Consider the following 14,789-nt stretch of genomic DNA (forward strand, 5'->3'; position numbering starts at 1 on the left):
GGCACGGTGCCCGCTGGCACCGCACCTCCCGTCCGCCGGTCAGACCGTCCGCCGGTCAGGCCGTCCGGCGCACCGCGACCCGCCGCCGACGCCCGGCCACGGCCCACACCCCGGCGGTGACCAGGAGCGGCAGCCCGATCGCGAGCACCACGAGCGAGGTCGGGTCCGGCGCGAACGGCAGGTGCGAGACGCCGAGCGGCGTCGGCGTGAACCGCAGCGTGAGCGCACGGAGCGGCAGTATCCCGAGCGCGACCCCGACCAGCGAGCCGACCAGGGTGAGCACCGCGGCCTGCCAGGTGGAGACCCGACGACGCACCCCGGGGGAGGCGCCGATCGCGTCGAGCACCTCGTCGTCACGGCGACCATCGGCGCGGGCCAACCCGATCGCGACCGTCGTGGCCCCGAGCGTGACGATGCCGGCGAGCAGGACGACGACCAGGGCGATCGGACGGAACGGGTCCTGTGGCCCGGTCTCGACGGTGAACGACGGGTACCAGGTGTCGGCCTGCTGCCCGGCGGCGGCCTGCCAGGTGGCAGCGAGGGTGTCCGCGCGTTCCGTCGACATGCCGTCGGGGAAGCTGCCGACCAGGTAGTTCGGCGCGGTCTCCAGGCCGTGCCGTGCGGCACCCTGCGGGGTGAGGAACACGGCGATCTGCAGCGGCTCGTCGGTCTGCTCGACGACGGCCGGCACGGTCGTGGTGTGCAGCGCCTTGCCGGTCGGCTTCTCCCCGTACATCGCGAACTGCGAGGCCTTTCGGGTGTCGAAGCGGACGACGCCGTCCTCGACGAACTCGCTCCGGACCGCCACCGCGTCGCCGCGCTCGAGGGCCGCGCGCGCTGCTCGGGACGGCTGGTGCCCGATCAGCACGCCGAGGTCGTCGGCGCTGCCCGTCAGGACGTGCGGGCTGCTGCTGTCCGGCCCCGCCAACCAGGCCGAGCAGGGTCCGCTGTCACCGCTCGCGCAGTCGGGCCGGTGGACGTCGACGGGCAGGGTGATCGGTCCGTCGTCCGAGCGGTTCTCGATGCTCGCCCCGAGCACGCGGACGTGCGCCTCCGGGACGACCTGTCGCACGACGCGCACCGCCCGCGCGGTGAGGTCGGCATCCGCTGCCCCGTCGGTGTCGGTCACCGAGGTCGTACCGACGCCCTCAGCGGTCCGGAACGTGTACTGCTCGTTGCTCTGGGCCGACTGCGACGCCGTGAAGGTCAGGACGACGGTGGCGACGAACACGACGCTCATCACGCTCGCCAGCACCGGCACGGTCCGGACCGGGTTGCGGACGGCGTCCCGGACGGCGATCCGAGCGGGCAGGCCGAACCGCTCGCCGACCCGGGCGACCGCGCCGAGCAGCCGCCGGGCGGCCAGGACGATGCCGAGCTGTGCCAGGCAGGGTCCGAGGGCGACGCCGGCACCGACGATGAGGGCCAGGTGGTCCTCCTGCACGGGGCGGGCGTTGAGCGCGAGGACGACGACACCGCACACCAGGGTCATCGCGATGCCGACGACCGTGAGCACCGGTCCGGCCGCCGCTGCCCAGCGCCGCCGGGAGACCGGGGCGGGACGGGTGGCTCCACGGAGGGCACTGTCGACGTCGACCCGGCTGGCGCTCCGGGCGGCGACGAGCGACGCGGCCCAGCCGGCCAGGACGCCGAGCACCAGCACGACGAGCAGCACCAGCCAGGGCAGGTGCACGCCGGGGTACTGCAACCGGTCGCCCGAGTCGAGCAGGTGGAACGCGACGACGCCACCGACGATGCCGAGCGCGGTCCCGACGGCCGCCCCGACGGCACCGAGCACGAGCCCGGACGACGACACCACCGTGAACAGGAAGCGCCGGTCCCCGCCGACGCTGGCGAGCACGGCGTGGGTGCGGGTGTCGGCGCGGGAGCTGACCAGGAACGCGGCCGCGGCGAGCAGCCCGACCTCGAAGAGCGCGAACACCCCGGCGAGCCCCACGTACCCGTAGCTGATGAGGGACCCCGAGCCGCGAGAGCTCGCGCTCGGGAACGGCGGGTGGAGCACGACGGCCCGCGACTCGACGACGATGCCGTGGTCGTTGTACCGCTGGATCTCCGGCCAGGTGATGCTGCGGTCGGGCAGGAACACCTGCGTGGTGCCGTCGTCTGCGAGCCCGAGCGACCCCCACTCCCCGAAGACCGCGAGGTTCGAGTTCGGCATGCCCAGGTCGCGGAGCGTCCCGACGACGGTGACCTGCCGCTGGACGGGGTCGTCGAGCTGCAGGGTCTGGCCGATCGCGATGTGCAACCGGTCGAGGGTCGCCGGGGTGACGAGGACCTGGTCTCCCGACTCCGGGACGCTGCCCTCGAGGTGCTGCCAGTGCCCCTGCAGTGCGCCGGCCCAGGTCTGCCCCTCGACGGCGTTGACCGTGACGGGGACCTTCGGGCCGCTGACGACCGCGGTGCCCTGCCGGACCGGGATCGACGCCGCCCCGTCGGGTACGGAGCCGAGCAGGTCCGGCGTCGGGAAGGCGCTGGCGTCGGCGTCGGAGGTGTCCGGTCGGTCGTAGTACCGCTGCAGCGGGCTCTTCTTGGCGATCGTCGAGGTGTACCGGTCGACCGGGTCCTGCCGCATGCCGGCGAGGTCGGGGCCGTTCGCCTCGAGCATCGCCGCGGACTGCCCGAGTTCGACGTCCAAACGGTCCTGGGTGCTCGGCGTGGTCGACGCGATGAGCACCCCACCCGCGGCCAGGCCGGCGATCGGCAGCCCGATGAGCGCCGCGACGAGCACGGCCCGCCCGGGTCGGGCGAACGCCAGACGTCGGGCCAGCAGCAGTGCCGGCCGGACGGCGAACGGGGTCCGACTGCGGATCGTCGGGCGGTGCGTGTCCCGACGGGGCCGCTCGCTCACGGGCGGTCCTGCGCGTCGGTCAGGGCCAGCTCGACGCCGGCGTACACGGTCTCGTCGACGATGCGGCCGTCGCGGAGGAACACGATCCGGTCCGCCCACGCAGCGTGCCGGGCGTCGTGCGTGACGAGCAGTGCACCGGCACCGGAGTCGACGTGTCGGCGGAGCATGCGGAGCACGACCTCGCCGGTCTGGGAGTCGAGGGCCCCGGTCGGTTCGTCGGCGAGGACGAGCTTGCGGTCGCCGACGACCCCGCGGGCGATGGCGACCCGCTGTCGCTGCCCGCCCGAGAGGTCGTCCGGCCAGGCGTCCAGCCGGTGGCCGAGTTCGACGCTCTCGAGCGCCAGCTCCGCCGCCTTCCGTGCACGTCCGGTGCGCCAGCCGTCGAGCTCGAGCGGCAGCGCCACGTTCTCGACCGCGGTCAGCGAGGGGATGAGGTTGAAGTCCTGGAACACGAAGCCGAGCACGCGTCGCCGCAGGGCTGCCAGTTCGCGGGCCGGGCGGTCGGACACCCATTCGCCGTCGATGCGGACCTCGCCGCTCGTCGGGGGCATCAGGGTGCCGGCGACCGACAGCAGCGTCGACTTCCCGGAGCCGGAGGTGCCCATCACGGCGACCATCTCACCGGGACGGATCGTCAGGTCGACACCGGCCAGGGCGGTCACGGCCTGCGCTCCGCTGCCGTACTGCACGGCGACGGCGTCGAGTTCGAGGAGCGCGGTCGTGCTCATCGGGCGACACCCGTGCCGCGGCGGGCGGTGGGCTCGCTGCCGTACACGTCTTCGTCGTCCGGGGTGTCGGCGCTCGCCCGGGGAGCGGGTCGGTACCGCGCGACGCTCGACTCGACGTGGTCGAGCCACCGCACCTCGGACTCCGCCTGGAACACCATCGACTCGAGGACGAGCGACCACGCCAGCTCCGTCTCGGGGTCCGTGGTGCGCTTGAGTCGGGTCAGGTCCTGCAGCGCCCGGACCGCCGCCGTCCGCTGCACCTGCACGAGGCGCTGCACGTCCACGCCGGGCACGGTCACCGCGATGGCGAACTTGATCGCCAACTCGTCGCGGCCGCGCTTGGCGGGCACCGGTTCGCTGAACCACCGGTCGACCGCCTCGCGTCCCGCGTCGGTCGCCGTGTAGACGACGTGTCCGTCGTCGTCGGCGTCGCCGCGGGCCACGAGGCCGTCGCGCTCCAACCGGTCGAGCGTCGTGTAGACCTGGCCGATGTTCAGCGGCCAGCTGCCCCCCGTGCGGTGCTCGAACTCCCCCCGGAGCTGGTAGCCGTAGCCCGGCTCGGCCACCAGCAGTGCGAGTACGCCCATGCGAACGCTCATCGTTCTCCCTCGACCCGGCGGAGCACTTCCCCGCGGGCATACCGAGTATGCACATACTCGGTATGGGTCGGCAAGCGAACGGCGCGAACATCATCCGGACGACGGACGGGAGGCCCGTGGCGATCCCGCCACGGGCCTCCCGTCGAACCGGAACAACTCAGCTGTGCAGCTTCGACAGCTCCTGGAACTCGTCGTCGGAGAGCTCGATCGTCGCGCCCTGCAGGTTGTCCTCGAGGTGGTCGACGCTCGAGGTGCCCGGGATCGGGAGCATGACGGGGGAGCGCTTGAGCAGCCAGGCCAGCGCGACCTGCGCCGGGGTGGCGTCCTTCTGCTTCGCCAGCTCGGTCAGCGGCGAGTCGGTGCCCGTCAGCCCGCCGGTCGCGAGCGGGAACCACGGGATGAACCCGATGCCCTGCTGCTCCGACCAGTCGAGGAGCTCCTCGGCCGAGCGGTCGGTGAGGTTGTAGAGGTTCTGCACGGAGACGATCGTGGCGATCTCCTGCGCGGCCTTCACGTCGTCGACGGAGACCTCGGACAGGCCGATGTGGCGGATCTTGCCCTCGTCCTGCAGCTTCTTGAGCTCACCGATCTGGTCCTCCAGCGGGACCTTCGGGTCGATGCGGTGCAGCTGGAACAGGTCGATGCGCTCGAGACCCAGACGGCGGAGGCTCATCTCGGCCTCCTGGCGCAGGTACTCCGGGCGGCCGACCGGCGGCCACTCGTTCGGGCCGGTGCGGGTCAGGCCGGCCTTCGTCGCGATGACGACGTCGTCGCCGTAGGGGTGCAGGGCCTCCTTGAGGAGCTCCTCGGCGACGTAGGGGCCGTACGAGTCGGCGGTGTCGAAGAAGTTCACGCCGAGCTCGACGGCGCGCTTGAGGACGCGGATCGCCTCGTCGTGGTCCTTCGGCGGTCCCCACACGCCGGGGCCGGTGAGCTGCATGGTGCCGTAGCCGAGGCGGTTGACCTCGAGGTCCCCGCCGATGCGGAAGGTGCCGGACGAAGCGGCTGGACGGTTCGTGGTGTCAGTGCCAGTGGTCATGCACCCGGTCTACGCCTGCCCGGCACCACGGTCCTGAGGGTCCACCCGGGGACGGGGGTACGGCGTCTCTCCACGCTCGAGCATCCCGACCAGCTTCGCGACCCGGTTCGCCCGCGCAGTCGGGCTCGGGGCGGTCACCACCCGGTGCACGACCGCGTACCGGTTCGTCGCGTCGAGGTCGGCGAACAGCGCGGCTGCCGTGGGTACGGCGTCGAGCGCCGACCGGAGGTCCGCCGGCACCTCTGCGGTCGCGGCACCCGCGTACGCCCGGTCCCACCGGCCGTCGGACTTCGCCCGGTCGATCTCCGCCTGACCGCGTGGACGCATCCGTCCGGCCTCGACCAGCGCCGCGACCAGCCCGACGTTCCGCTGCGACCACAGCGACGCCTTCCGTCGCGGCGTGAACCGCTGGAGGAACGTGGCGTCGTCGAGGCCGCGCTTCGACCCGTCGATCCAGCCGGAGCAGAGCGCCTCGTCGAGGGCCTGCGCGTACGTCAGGCTCGTCGGACTCGTCGTGCCCTTCTTCGCGAGGACCAGCCACACCCCGTCGGACAGCTCCTCGTGCCCGTCCAACCAGGCACGCCAGGCAGCGGCGTCGGCGACGACGAACGGCTCGATCTCGGCGGCCACGCTCAGCCCCGGTCGTCGCTGCTGATCCGGACGGACGCGGCCCACGCCGACACCCAGGCCGGCAGGGTCAGGTCACGAGGTGACCCGCCGGACGCCGCGAGCAGCTCGTCGGGCGACACCGAGCCTCCCGTCCGTCGCAGGAACCGGGCCTGCACCACCGCACGCGCCACGACGTCCCCGCGGCGGACGAACGTCTGCTCCATGTACACGGCGCGCTCGTCCACCCCGAGCACCCGCGACCGCAGCTCGAAACGTTGCCCCAGCGTCAACGACCGCTTGTAGGTGATCGTCTGCGCGGACACCACCGAGTACCAGCCGTGCTCGGCGTACGTGTGCCACGCGCCGGAGCGGAGCAGCAGCTCGAGGCGGCCGAGGTCGAGGAGGGACAGGTACTTGCCGTTGTTGACGTGCCGGAGCGGGTCCAGGTCGGTGAGCGTCACGCGGAACGGGGTCCGCGACTCGTCCCAGAGCGACAGCCGGCGGCGCGGCGACAGGCGCACGCGCAGGGTGAGCAGCAGGAGCCGGAAGGTCAGGTTCACGGCACGATCCGACCACGCGGAGAACGGACATCAGCCGTTTCGAAGACTACGTTCAGGTTCACTGCTGTCAACCGGCTCACCGAGCCACGAAGGGAACTCTCCGATGAGCACCAACTCCGCCACCGGTCGTCCGACACCCGTCACCGTCTCGTTCATCCTCTGGCTGGTCACGGTGGTCCTCGGGATCATCCGCGGTGTGCTCGGCTTCATCGGTGCTGGTTCGTCGCCGCAGGTCCAGGCGCAGGCCGAGGGTCAGGGCGCCGCGATCGGAGCAGCCGTCACCATCGGTGCCGTGTTCGCGATCATCATCGCGCTCGTCCAGCTCTTCATCGTCTTCAAGATGCGCGACGGCCGCAACTGGGCCCGCATCGTGCTGCTCGTCCTCGCGATCCTGCAGGTGCTCGGCATCGCAGCCGCGTTCAACATCGTCGGCACGATCGGCGTCATCGTCGTCATCATCGCCGCCGTGCTGATGTTCCTCCCCAGCTCGAACGCGTACTTCCGCAAGCGCTGACCACCAGCTCGCACCACTCGACGGACCCGGCACCGCGCACCCGCGTGGACCGGGTCCGTCGTCGTCCGTGGCGGCCCCGACCGATGACGGCTTCGGGCATTCCCACCAGGCGGGCACGGTCAGTGCCTCCCTCCGACGCGGCCGGGGCGAGTAGACCGGGACTGCAGACGAAAGGACCACGCATGCAGACACGCACGCTCGCCGACCTCCAGGTCGGCGCGATCGGCCTCGGCACCATGGGCATGAGCGCCTTCTACTCGGGCGCCGGCTCCGACGACGCCGAGTCCCTCCGCACCATCCACCGCGCCATCGACCTCGGCGTCACGCTGTTCGACACCGCCGAGGCGTACGGCCCGTACACGAACGAGGAACTCCTCGCCGAAGCCCTCAAGGGCCGCCGCGACGAGGTCGTCATCGCCACGAAGTTCGGCCTGTACAAGCACGAGGCCGACGAGGAGACGCCGAGCCAGGAGCGCGGGCTGACCTCGGCCCCGCACTCCGTGCGCACCGCCCTCGAAGGCTCGCTCCGCCGCCTCGGAACCGACCACATCGACCTCTACTACCAGCACCGCGTCGACCCGGCCGTGCCGATCGAGGACGTCATCGGGCAGCTCGCCGGCTTCGTGCAGGAGGGCAAGATCCGCCACATCGGTCTCTCCGAGGCGAGTGCCGCGACGATCCGCAAGGCCCACGCCGTGCACCCGATCACCGCGCTGCAGAGCGAGTACTCGCTGTGGACCCGCGACCCCGAGGGCGACGTCCTCGACACGCTGCGCGAGCTCGGGATCGGTCTCGTGCCGTACTCGCCGCTCGGCCGTGGGTTCCTCACGGGCGCCATCACGAAGCCGTCCGACCTGGACGCCGACGACTTCCGCTCCGCCAACCCGCGCTTCCAGGAGGAGGCCTTCGCGGCGAACATGAAGATCGTCGACGCCGTGAAGGGCATCGCGGACGAGGTCGGCGGCACCCCCGCCCAGGTCGCGCTCGCGTGGCTCCTCGCCCAGGGCGACGACGTCGTCCCGATCCCGGGCACGAAGCGCGTCTCGCGGCTCGAGGAGAACGTCGGCGCGGCCGACCTCACGCTCACGCCCGAACAGGTCGAGCGCCTCTCGGCGCTGCCGCTGCCGACCGGGGACCGCTACCCCGACATGTCGAGCATCGGTCGCTGACCGACGCCACCACCTGACGGAAGGGAGGCACGATGCCAGCTGGCACCGTGCCTTCCGTCTGTCGTCGGGTCGCGTCAGACCTCAGCTGCGAACGCCGCGACCCGCAACTGCAGGTCGTCCATCCGCTGGAGGCGGGCGGCCTCGACGTCGTAGCCCTCGTACGCCGGCGGCGGGGTCTTCCGGACGTTCCGCGAACACTGGAAGTCCTGGCAGACCAGCGTGCCGACGGTGTCGCCCTTCCGACCCGCCGGGCCGGAGCGCTTGGCGCTGTAGAAGACGACGTCGTTCGGCAGTTTCACGTCCTGGCACCACGAGCACTGGGCGCGGGAGCGTGGCGAGGCCTCGGCCTGCCGGAACACGATGCCGACCAGCTCGCCGTCCAGGGTCGGGATGACCGCGTAGGCGCGGCGCGGGGTCTTCGGGTCCCGCCACCCCAGGAAGGTGAGGTCGTCCCAGGGGACGGCGTCGAGGTCGGGGACGGTCATCTCGGTGACCTCGCGGCGGGAGGCGTTGACGAAGGAGGCGCGGAGGGCCTCGACGGTGATCGGGAGCATGGGTGAGCCTGTCGTTCTGGCACCGGCGCAGCAGTCTGCGTCACGGGTGCGGTTCGTTCAGAGGGTCGACGATGACGCCGTGTCAGACGACACGGCGGGGACGTCAGGCCCTGATGCCGGCGCAGGCGCCGACGACCTCCTCGGAACGGTTGCTCACACCAGCACCCTACGGCTGCGCGACGACGAGTACCAGCGAGCCCTCGGAGGACGGCTGCACACGGAGTCGGCCGTACCGGGCGTCCCAAGAGCCGTCCTCGAGCGCGGTGCGGAGGGCGGCGACCGACCGGGCCGCGGTCATCTCGTCGACGGCTGCCCAGGCGGGATCGGCTCGGCGGGCGGCGGCGTCGAGCAGGCGCTCCGGTCGGGCGTAGTACGCCTCGGAGAACCCGTCGACACACGTGAAGGGGATCGGGACGCGGGTCGTCGTGACCTCGCCGCCCAGGGCATCGGCGATGCGGTCGAGCGTCGGCCAGCGTCGGGCGTCACGGGCCAGGACCTCGGGCGCGTAGGTGGCGAGCCAGTGGTCTGGGATGCGGGCCGGGTCGCGGGTGAGCAGGACGACCGGGCCGCGGGTGACCCGTCGGACCTCGGCGAGACCCCGTTCGAGGTCCGACCACTCGGGCCACCCGGGCCACTCGGGCAGCGAGAAGGCCGACGAGGCGGCGTCGAAGGAGTCGTCGGCGAACGGCAGGGCCTCGGCGGTGGGATCGACGACGGTGACGTCCCGGTCGCGCGGTTCGTACGGGACGCCCCCGGGGCCTGCGGTGACGTGCAGGACCGTGCGGGCCTGCCCGAGCGCCACCCGGATCGCCCGTTCGAAGACCGGTTCCGGACGACGGTGGCGGGACGGGCTCGGGCCACCGTCGGCCCCGCCGTGCTCGGCGTCGCCAGCCGGTCCGTCCGCAGTCCTCGTCACGCCGTCAGCCTACGGCGGGCAGGTCGACGGCAACCGGACTGCTGCCGTCGGCTCCGGCTCCGGCTCCGGCTGCGGCGCGCGTCCGGTCCGGGGTCCGTCTCAGTCGACCTGGTCGACCGACTCCGTCGACCGCACGGCGGCCCGCTGCTCCGCCAACTCGGTGGCGGCCCAGGTGCCGAGGAGCGACAGGGACCGTTCGGACTCCGACCCGGCATCGGCGCCGTAGGTGAACACCGTCAGCCCGGGGTCGGCGACCAGTTCGAGCGCCTCGAACGTCAGCTCGAGCTCGCCGACGATCGGGTGGTGCAGGTGCTTCCGGCCCGAGCGGTGCACGTGCACGTCGTGCTCGGCCCACCAGGTACGGAACTCCTCGCTCTTCGCGGAGAGCTCGCTGACCAGCGTCATCAGGCCCGGTTCGCACGGGTTCGAGGCCGCCGTGGTGCGGAGGACGGCCACCGCATCGCGGGCGGTCTGCTCCCAGCGGGGGAAGAAGTCGCGGGCGGCGGGGTCGAGGAACGCGAAGCGCGCGGTGTTGACCGGGCGCCCGGCACCGGCGAACACCGGTGCGTAGAGCGCGTGGCCGAGGGTGTTCGCGGCGACGATGTCGAGCCGCTCGTTGCGCACCCACGCCGGGGCACCGGTGATGGCGTCGAGCAGACGCTGCACCGCGGGACGCACCGACGTCGGCACCGGCCGGTGGGTGGTCTTCACGCCCGCGTTCGCCAGGTGTGCGAGGTCCGCCAGGTGGGCGCGCTCCGCCTCGTCGAGCTGTAGGGCGGTGGCCAGGCCGTCGAGCACGCCCTCCGAGACGCCCTTGAGGGTGCCGCGTTCGAGTCGCGTGTAGTAGTCGACGCTGACGCCCGCGAGCATCGCGACCTCGTGCCGACGGAGTCCGGGGACGCGCCGGGTGCCGCCGCCGAACGACGGCATGCCCGCCTGGTCCGGGGTGAGCCGGGCTCGTCGGCTGGACAGGAAGTCGCGGATCTCGTTGCGGACGTCGATACCCATGTCCCCAGGCTACGTGCCCGCCGGTGTGCCCGGCTGCGGGCGTCGGACGGGAGGCTCGGCACCGGTCCGGAGGCGCGCCTCCCGTCCGCCGTCGGGTTCCGCCGGCACGGCGCTGCCGGATGCGCTCCGACTAGAGGGCGCGGCCGGTGTGCGCGGCGAGCCAGGCGGCCGGGTCGATCGGCAGCGTGCCATCCATGAGGACCTCGAGGTGCAGGTGCGCCCCCGTCGAGACCCCGGAGGACCCGACGCTGCCGATGAACTGGCCGGGCTCGACGCGGTCGCCGACCTTGAGCGGCGACGAGCCGGGGATCATGTGGCCGTACAGGGTCGAGACCTTCCGGCCGTCAACCTCGTGGTCGATGATCACGGTCTCGCCGTACGAGAAGTAGATCCCGGACACCCGCACGGTGCCCGCGGCGACGGCGCCGATCGGAGCGCCCATGCCCGGGTTGAAGTCGAGCCCCTGGTGCAGGGACGAGCAGGCGCCACACGGAGCGGCGCGGTACCCGAAGCCGGAGCTCATCCGCACCGGGCCCGGGAACGGCGAGCGGACGTCGCCGCCGTACGTGACCGTTTCGCCCGCCTCCACGGCACCGACGCCCGTCGAGGCGACACCGCCGCCGACCGTGAAGCCGTCGCGCGAGGTGCTCGGCAGCGCCACCTGGGTGACGGCGAAGTCCTGGGTGCTCACGGCGGGGGCGAAGGTCGCGATGGCGGCGGAGGTGCCGGTGCTGGCGTGCGCGGGCATCGCGGCGGCGCCGAACATCGCGAGTGCGGCGGCGGCGCTCGTCAGGGTGAGGCGGCTGGCGCGGGCTCCGCGGCCGCGGCGGCGGTCCACCGGGGTGGCGGAGTTGGCGGCCGTCTTGCTGGCGACGGCGACTGCGCGGCGGGGGACCCGGCGGATGCGGGTGTCGGCGTGCGCGGCGGCCGGCGTGGTGACGACCGGGGTGGTGCGCGCCTGAGCGGTGACGACCGGGGTCGTCGCGGTCGGCGTGCGCTCGGGTGCCGGTCGCGGTGCACGCGTTCGGGGCTTCGTCGTGGCGGCCTGCTCGGCCCGCTCCGCCGCCAGGGCAGCCCGCTCCGCCGCCAGGGCAGCACGACGCGTCAGGTGCACGACGGGCGTGCTGCGGGGGTGGTCTGCGTCAGGGAGAGTCATGGCCGGAGCCCATTCTGCACGAACCTGTCCGGTTGTACAGCCCCTCGTTCCTGGGCCGACTGCGGTCGGGGGTGCGCAGATCGACGGGATCCGGGCCTCCCGGCTGTGGATCAGTAGTGTCGAGACGAGCGACGGAGAGGACCCCTCATGGCCCGATCGCCGCGGGAGCGGCACGAACCCATCGACCTGCGGTCGGCGGAGGTCGTGCTGGCCGGTACCCAGGACCTGCTCCCGATCCTGCGGGCCGCTGCCGTCCGTGCCGGAGTCGACGCAGCGCGGATGCGTGTGGTCGGTGTCGACGACGTGCCGGAGCTGCACGAGACCGCCGATGCGGAGCTCGCGGTCATCGCGATCCGCCGGCCCGGCGAGGACCCCGCGTTCCACCGGGCGCAGGAAGCGGCCGAGCTCCTCGAACCCCTGCTCCGGCCGGGTGCGGTGCGCATCGTGATCACCGTGTCACGGGCGACCCGACTGGCCCCGAAGCTCGAGCGCGCCCTGACCGCCGAGGTCCTGCACCAGCTCGGTGCGGCGAGGGCCTGGTCGGGGTTCCGTCGGCCCTTCCGGAGCCTGCGCACCCGGCTCGGGACGGCCGGTCTGCGGGCGGCCGGGCTCCGGGTGTTCCGCCTGACGGTCTGAGCGTTCCGCGGCGGACACGGCTGGTCGCTTCCTCCACAGGTCCGGGGATCACTGGCGCTCCTCCACAGGGCGGGTATCTTGATGTCGAGACATCTCACGCCGCGAGTAGCGTGGGGGGCACGGACCGCGCGAACAAGGGAGTACCCGCCAGCATGGCCAAGATCATCTACACGCTCACCGACGAGGCCCCGTTCCTCGCCACCCACTCCTTCCTGCCCGTCATCGCGTCCTTCGCGAAGACCGCGGGCGTCGAGGTCGAGACCCGCGACATCTCGCTGTCGGGCCGCATCATCGCCCTGTTCCCGGAGCGGCTCAGTGCTGAGCAGCGCCTGGACGACGCCCTGGCCGAACTCGGCGAGCTCGCCGGGACGCCCGAGGCGAACATCATCAAGCTGCCGAACATCTCGGCCTCGATCCCGCAGCTCAAGGTCGCCATCGCCGAACTGCAGTCGCAGGGCTACGACCTGCCGGACTACCCCGACGAGCCGACCACCGACGACGAGCGCGACGCCCGCGCCCGCTACGACCGCGTCAAGGGCAGTGCCGTCAACCCGGTGCTGCGCGAAGGCAACTCGGACCGTCGTGCCCCCCTGTCGGTGAAGAACTACGCCCGCAAGCACCCGCACCGCATGGGCAAGTGGAGCTCGGACTCGAAGACGAACGTCGTCACGATGGGCGTCGACGACTTCCGCTCCAACGAGAAGTCCTGGGTCGCCCCGGCCGACGACACCCTGACGATCACCTTCGTCGGGCAGGACGGCAGCGAGCAGGTGCTCAAGCAGTCGATCCCCGTCGTCTCCGGCGAGGTCGTGGACGGCACCGTGCTGCACGTCGCCGCGCTCGAGCAGTTCCTGCAGAAGCAGATCCAGCGCGCCGCGGACGAGGACCTGCTGTTCTCGGTCCACCTCAAGGCCACGATGATGAAGGTCTCGGACCCGATCATCTTCGGGCACGTCATCCGGGCGTTCTTCCCCGACGTGTTCGCGCGGTACGGCGCCGACCTCGCCGCCGCCGGGCTCACCCCGAACGACGGCCTGGGCTCGATCTACGCCGGCCTCGACGCGCTGCCGAACGGCGCCGAGATCAAGCGGGCGTTCCAGGACGGCATCGACGCCGGCCCCGACCTCGCCATGGTCGACTCCGACAAGGGCATCACGAACCTGCACGTCCCGAGCGACGTCATCGTGGACGCCTCGATGCCCGCGATGATCCGCACCTCCGGCCACATGTGGGGCCCGGACGGCGACGAGCACGACACCGTCGCGGTCATCCCGGACTCCAGCTACGCCGGCATCTACCAGGCCGTCATCGAGGACTGCCGTGCCCACGGCGCCTTCGACCCGGCGACCATGGGCTCGGTGCCGAACGTCGGACTCATGGCGCTCAAGGCCGAGGAGTACGGCTCGCACGACAAGACCTTCGAGCTGCCGGGCGACGGCGTCGTCCGCGTCACGAACGCCGCCGGCGAGACCGTCCTCGAGCACGACGTCGAGCAGGGTGACATCTGGCGCGCCTGCCAGACCAAGGACATCGCGATCCGCGACTGGGTGAAGCTCGCCGTCACCCGCGCCCGCGCTACCGGTTCGCCCGCCGTGTTCTGGCTCGACGAGACCCGCGCCCACGACGCGGTCCTGATCGGCCTGGTCCGCACGTACCTGCAGGAGCACGACACCGACGGGCTGCAGATCGAGATCCTGTCGCCGGAGGACGCCATGCGCTTCTCCCTCGACCGGATCCGCCGTGGCGAGGACACCATCTCCGTCACCGGCAACGTCCTGCGCGACTACCTGACCGACCTGTTCCCGATCATGGAGCTCGGCACCTCGGCGAAGATGCTCTCCGTCGTCCCGCTCCTCGGCGGTGGCGGCCTGTTCGAGACCGGGGCCGGCGGCTCCGCACCGAAGCACGTCCAGCAGCTGGTGCAGCAGAACTACCTGCGCTGGGACAGCCTGGGCGAGTTCCTGGCCCTCGCGGTCAGCCTCGAGCACCTGGCCGGCGTCACCGGCAACGCCCGGGCGAAGGTCCTGGCGGACACGCTCGACCGCGCGACCGGCACCTTCCTCGACGAGGACAAGTCCCCGGGCCGCAAGCTCGGCTCGATCGACAACCGCGGCAGCCACTTCTACCTGGCGAAGTACTGGGCTGAAGAGCTCGCCGCGCAGACCCAGGACACCGAGCTCGCCGCGGCGTTCCAGGGTCTCGCGACGACCCTCGCCGAGCACGAGGACACCATCGTCGAGGAACTCGTCGCGGTGCAGGGTCACCCGGCGGACATCGGCGGCTACTACCGGCCCGACGACGCCAAGACCAGTGCGGTCATGCGTCCGTCGGCGACGCTGAACGCGGCGCTCGCCAGCCTGTAGGCGCGACCACACGACGGACGGGAGGCCCGGTGCCATCTGGCACCGGGCCTCCCGTCCGTCTGTGGTGCT

14 protein-coding genes are annotated in these 14,789 nt (G+C 72.2%); 4 read left to right on the top strand and 10 right to left on the bottom strand.

Annotation, left to right across the window (positions count from 1 at the left end; translation table 11 throughout):
* Nucleotides 1–55 precede the first annotated feature (55 nt).
* From QL987_RS00345 to QL987_RS00370, 6 genes are all read right to left on the bottom strand, one after another.
* Nucleotides 56–2,869 carry an FtsX-like permease family protein gene (locus QL987_RS00345; RefSeq protein ID WP_290155640.1) on the bottom strand — a complete coding sequence of 938 codons (2,814 nt, stop codon included), beginning with the start codon at nt 2,867–2,869 and terminating at the stop codon, nt 56–58.
* A complete protein-coding gene (locus tag QL987_RS00350) occupies nt 2,866–3,597 on the bottom strand; it encodes an ABC transporter ATP-binding protein (protein ID WP_253465547.1) in 732 nt (243 codons plus the stop codon). The genes QL987_RS00345 and QL987_RS00350 overlap by 4 nt, the downstream gene beginning before the upstream one ends.
* Nucleotides 3,594–4,196: a PadR family transcriptional regulator gene (locus QL987_RS00355; protein WP_290155644.1), complete on the bottom strand. Its 603-nt coding sequence runs from the start codon at nt 4,194–4,196 to the stop codon at nt 3,594–3,596. The genes QL987_RS00350 and QL987_RS00355 overlap by 4 nt, the downstream gene beginning before the upstream one ends.
* Before the next feature lie 157 nt (nt 4,197–4,353).
* Nucleotides 4,354–5,235 (bottom strand): aldo/keto reductase, encoded by an 882-nt coding sequence (locus QL987_RS00360; RefSeq protein WP_111074079.1) that lies wholly within the window; start codon nt 5,233–5,235, stop codon nt 4,354–4,356.
* 9 nt (nt 5,236–5,244) lie between these two features.
* Nucleotides 5,245–5,865 (bottom strand): YdeI/OmpD-associated family protein, encoded by a 621-nt coding sequence (locus QL987_RS00365; protein WP_253465541.1) that lies wholly within the window; start codon nt 5,863–5,865, stop codon nt 5,245–5,247.
* Between the two features lie 2 nt (nt 5,866–5,867).
* Nucleotides 5,868–6,404, bottom strand: a complete 537-nt coding sequence (locus tag QL987_RS00370; RefSeq protein WP_290155647.1) for a thioesterase family protein — start codon at nt 6,402–6,404, stop codon at nt 5,868–5,870.
* 103 nt (nt 6,405–6,507) lie between these two features.
* On the opposite strand from QL987_RS00370, the gene QL987_RS00375 reads away from it, so the two are divergent.
* Together QL987_RS00375 and QL987_RS00380 are read left to right on the top strand one after the other, a co-directional pair.
* Nucleotides 6,508–6,918, top strand: a complete 411-nt coding sequence (locus QL987_RS00375; RefSeq protein WP_111074077.1) for a hypothetical protein — start codon at nt 6,508–6,510, stop codon at nt 6,916–6,918.
* A gap of 182 nt (nt 6,919–7,100) precedes the next feature.
* A complete protein-coding gene (locus tag QL987_RS00380) occupies nt 7,101–8,087 on the top strand; it encodes an aldo/keto reductase (RefSeq protein ID WP_290155649.1) in 987 nt (328 codons plus the stop codon).
* A 74-nt stretch (nt 8,088–8,161) separates the two neighbouring features.
* On the opposite strand, the gene QL987_RS00385 is transcribed toward QL987_RS00380, so the two are convergent.
* The 4 genes from QL987_RS00385 to QL987_RS00400 all read right to left on the bottom strand — a co-directional run bounded on the left by QL987_RS00385 (nt 8,162) and on the right by QL987_RS00400 (nt 11,721).
* Nucleotides 8,162–8,641, bottom strand: a complete 480-nt coding sequence (locus QL987_RS00385) for an FBP domain-containing protein (RefSeq protein WP_290155650.1) — start codon at nt 8,639–8,641, stop codon at nt 8,162–8,164.
* Nucleotides 8,642–8,807: 166 nt separating this feature from the next.
* Nucleotides 8,808–9,557, bottom strand: coding sequence for a methyltransferase domain-containing protein (locus tag QL987_RS00390; RefSeq protein WP_290155653.1), 750 nt, complete (start codon nt 9,555–9,557; stop codon nt 8,808–8,810).
* A 99-nt stretch (nt 9,558–9,656) separates the two neighbouring features.
* Nucleotides 9,657–10,565: a helix-turn-helix transcriptional regulator gene (locus tag QL987_RS00395; RefSeq protein WP_111074073.1), complete on the bottom strand. Its 909-nt coding sequence runs from the start codon at nt 10,563–10,565 to the stop codon at nt 9,657–9,659.
* A gap of 130 nt (nt 10,566–10,695) precedes the next feature.
* A complete protein-coding gene (locus QL987_RS00400) occupies nt 10,696–11,721 on the bottom strand; it encodes a M23 family metallopeptidase (protein WP_290155656.1) in 1,026 nt (341 codons plus the stop codon).
* Between the two features lie 147 nt (nt 11,722–11,868).
* Here QL987_RS00400 and QL987_RS00405 point away from each other — a divergent pair, with 147 nt between their 5' ends.
* Both QL987_RS00405 and QL987_RS00410 read left to right on the top strand, forming a co-directional pair.
* On the top strand, nt 11,869–12,357 hold the full coding sequence (locus QL987_RS00405) for a hypothetical protein (RefSeq protein ID WP_290155658.1): 489 nt from the start codon (nt 11,869–11,871) through the stop codon (nt 12,355–12,357).
* 152 nt (nt 12,358–12,509) lie between these two features.
* Entirely contained in the window at nt 12,510–14,720 is a 2,211-nt protein-coding gene (locus tag QL987_RS00410) for an NADP-dependent isocitrate dehydrogenase (RefSeq protein WP_111074070.1), read from the top strand.
* Nucleotides 14,721–14,789: the final 69 nt, after the last annotated feature.

The organism is Curtobacterium sp. APC 4022 (assembly GCF_030407555.1).
Classification (GTDB): Bacteria; Actinomycetota; Actinomycetes; order Actinomycetales; family Microbacteriaceae; genus Curtobacterium.

Excerpts from the sequence above, each read along its gene's own strand:
- QL987_RS00350 (WP_253465547.1), bottom strand. The coding sequence starts at position 3,597 with ATGAGCACGACCGCGCTCCTCGAACTCGACGCCGTCGCCGTGCAGTAC.
- QL987_RS00355 (WP_290155644.1), bottom strand. The coding sequence starts at position 4,196 with ATGAGCGTTCGCATGGGCGTACTCGCACTGCTGGTGGCCGAGCCGGGC.
- QL987_RS00360 (WP_111074079.1), bottom strand. The coding sequence starts at position 5,235 with ATGACCACTGGCACTGACACCACGAACCGTCCAGCCGCTTCGTCCGGC.
- QL987_RS00375 (WP_111074077.1), top strand. The coding sequence starts at position 6,508 with ATGAGCACCAACTCCGCCACCGGTCGTCCGACACCCGTCACCGTCTCG.
- QL987_RS00380 (WP_290155649.1), top strand. The coding sequence starts at position 7,101 with ATGCAGACACGCACGCTCGCCGACCTCCAGGTCGGCGCGATCGGCCTC.
- QL987_RS00385 (WP_290155650.1), bottom strand. The coding sequence starts at position 8,641 with ATGCTCCCGATCACCGTCGAGGCCCTCCGCGCCTCCTTCGTCAACGCC.
- QL987_RS00395 (WP_111074073.1), bottom strand. The coding sequence starts at position 10,565 with ATGGGTATCGACGTCCGCAACGAGATCCGCGACTTCCTGTCCAGCCGA.
- QL987_RS00400 (WP_290155656.1), bottom strand. The coding sequence starts at position 11,721 with ATGACTCTCCCTGACGCAGACCACCCCCGCAGCACGCCCGTCGTGCAC.
- QL987_RS00405 (WP_290155658.1), top strand. The coding sequence starts at position 11,869 with ATGGCCCGATCGCCGCGGGAGCGGCACGAACCCATCGACCTGCGGTCG.
- QL987_RS00410 (WP_111074070.1), top strand. The coding sequence starts at position 12,510 with ATGGCCAAGATCATCTACACGCTCACCGACGAGGCCCCGTTCCTCGCC.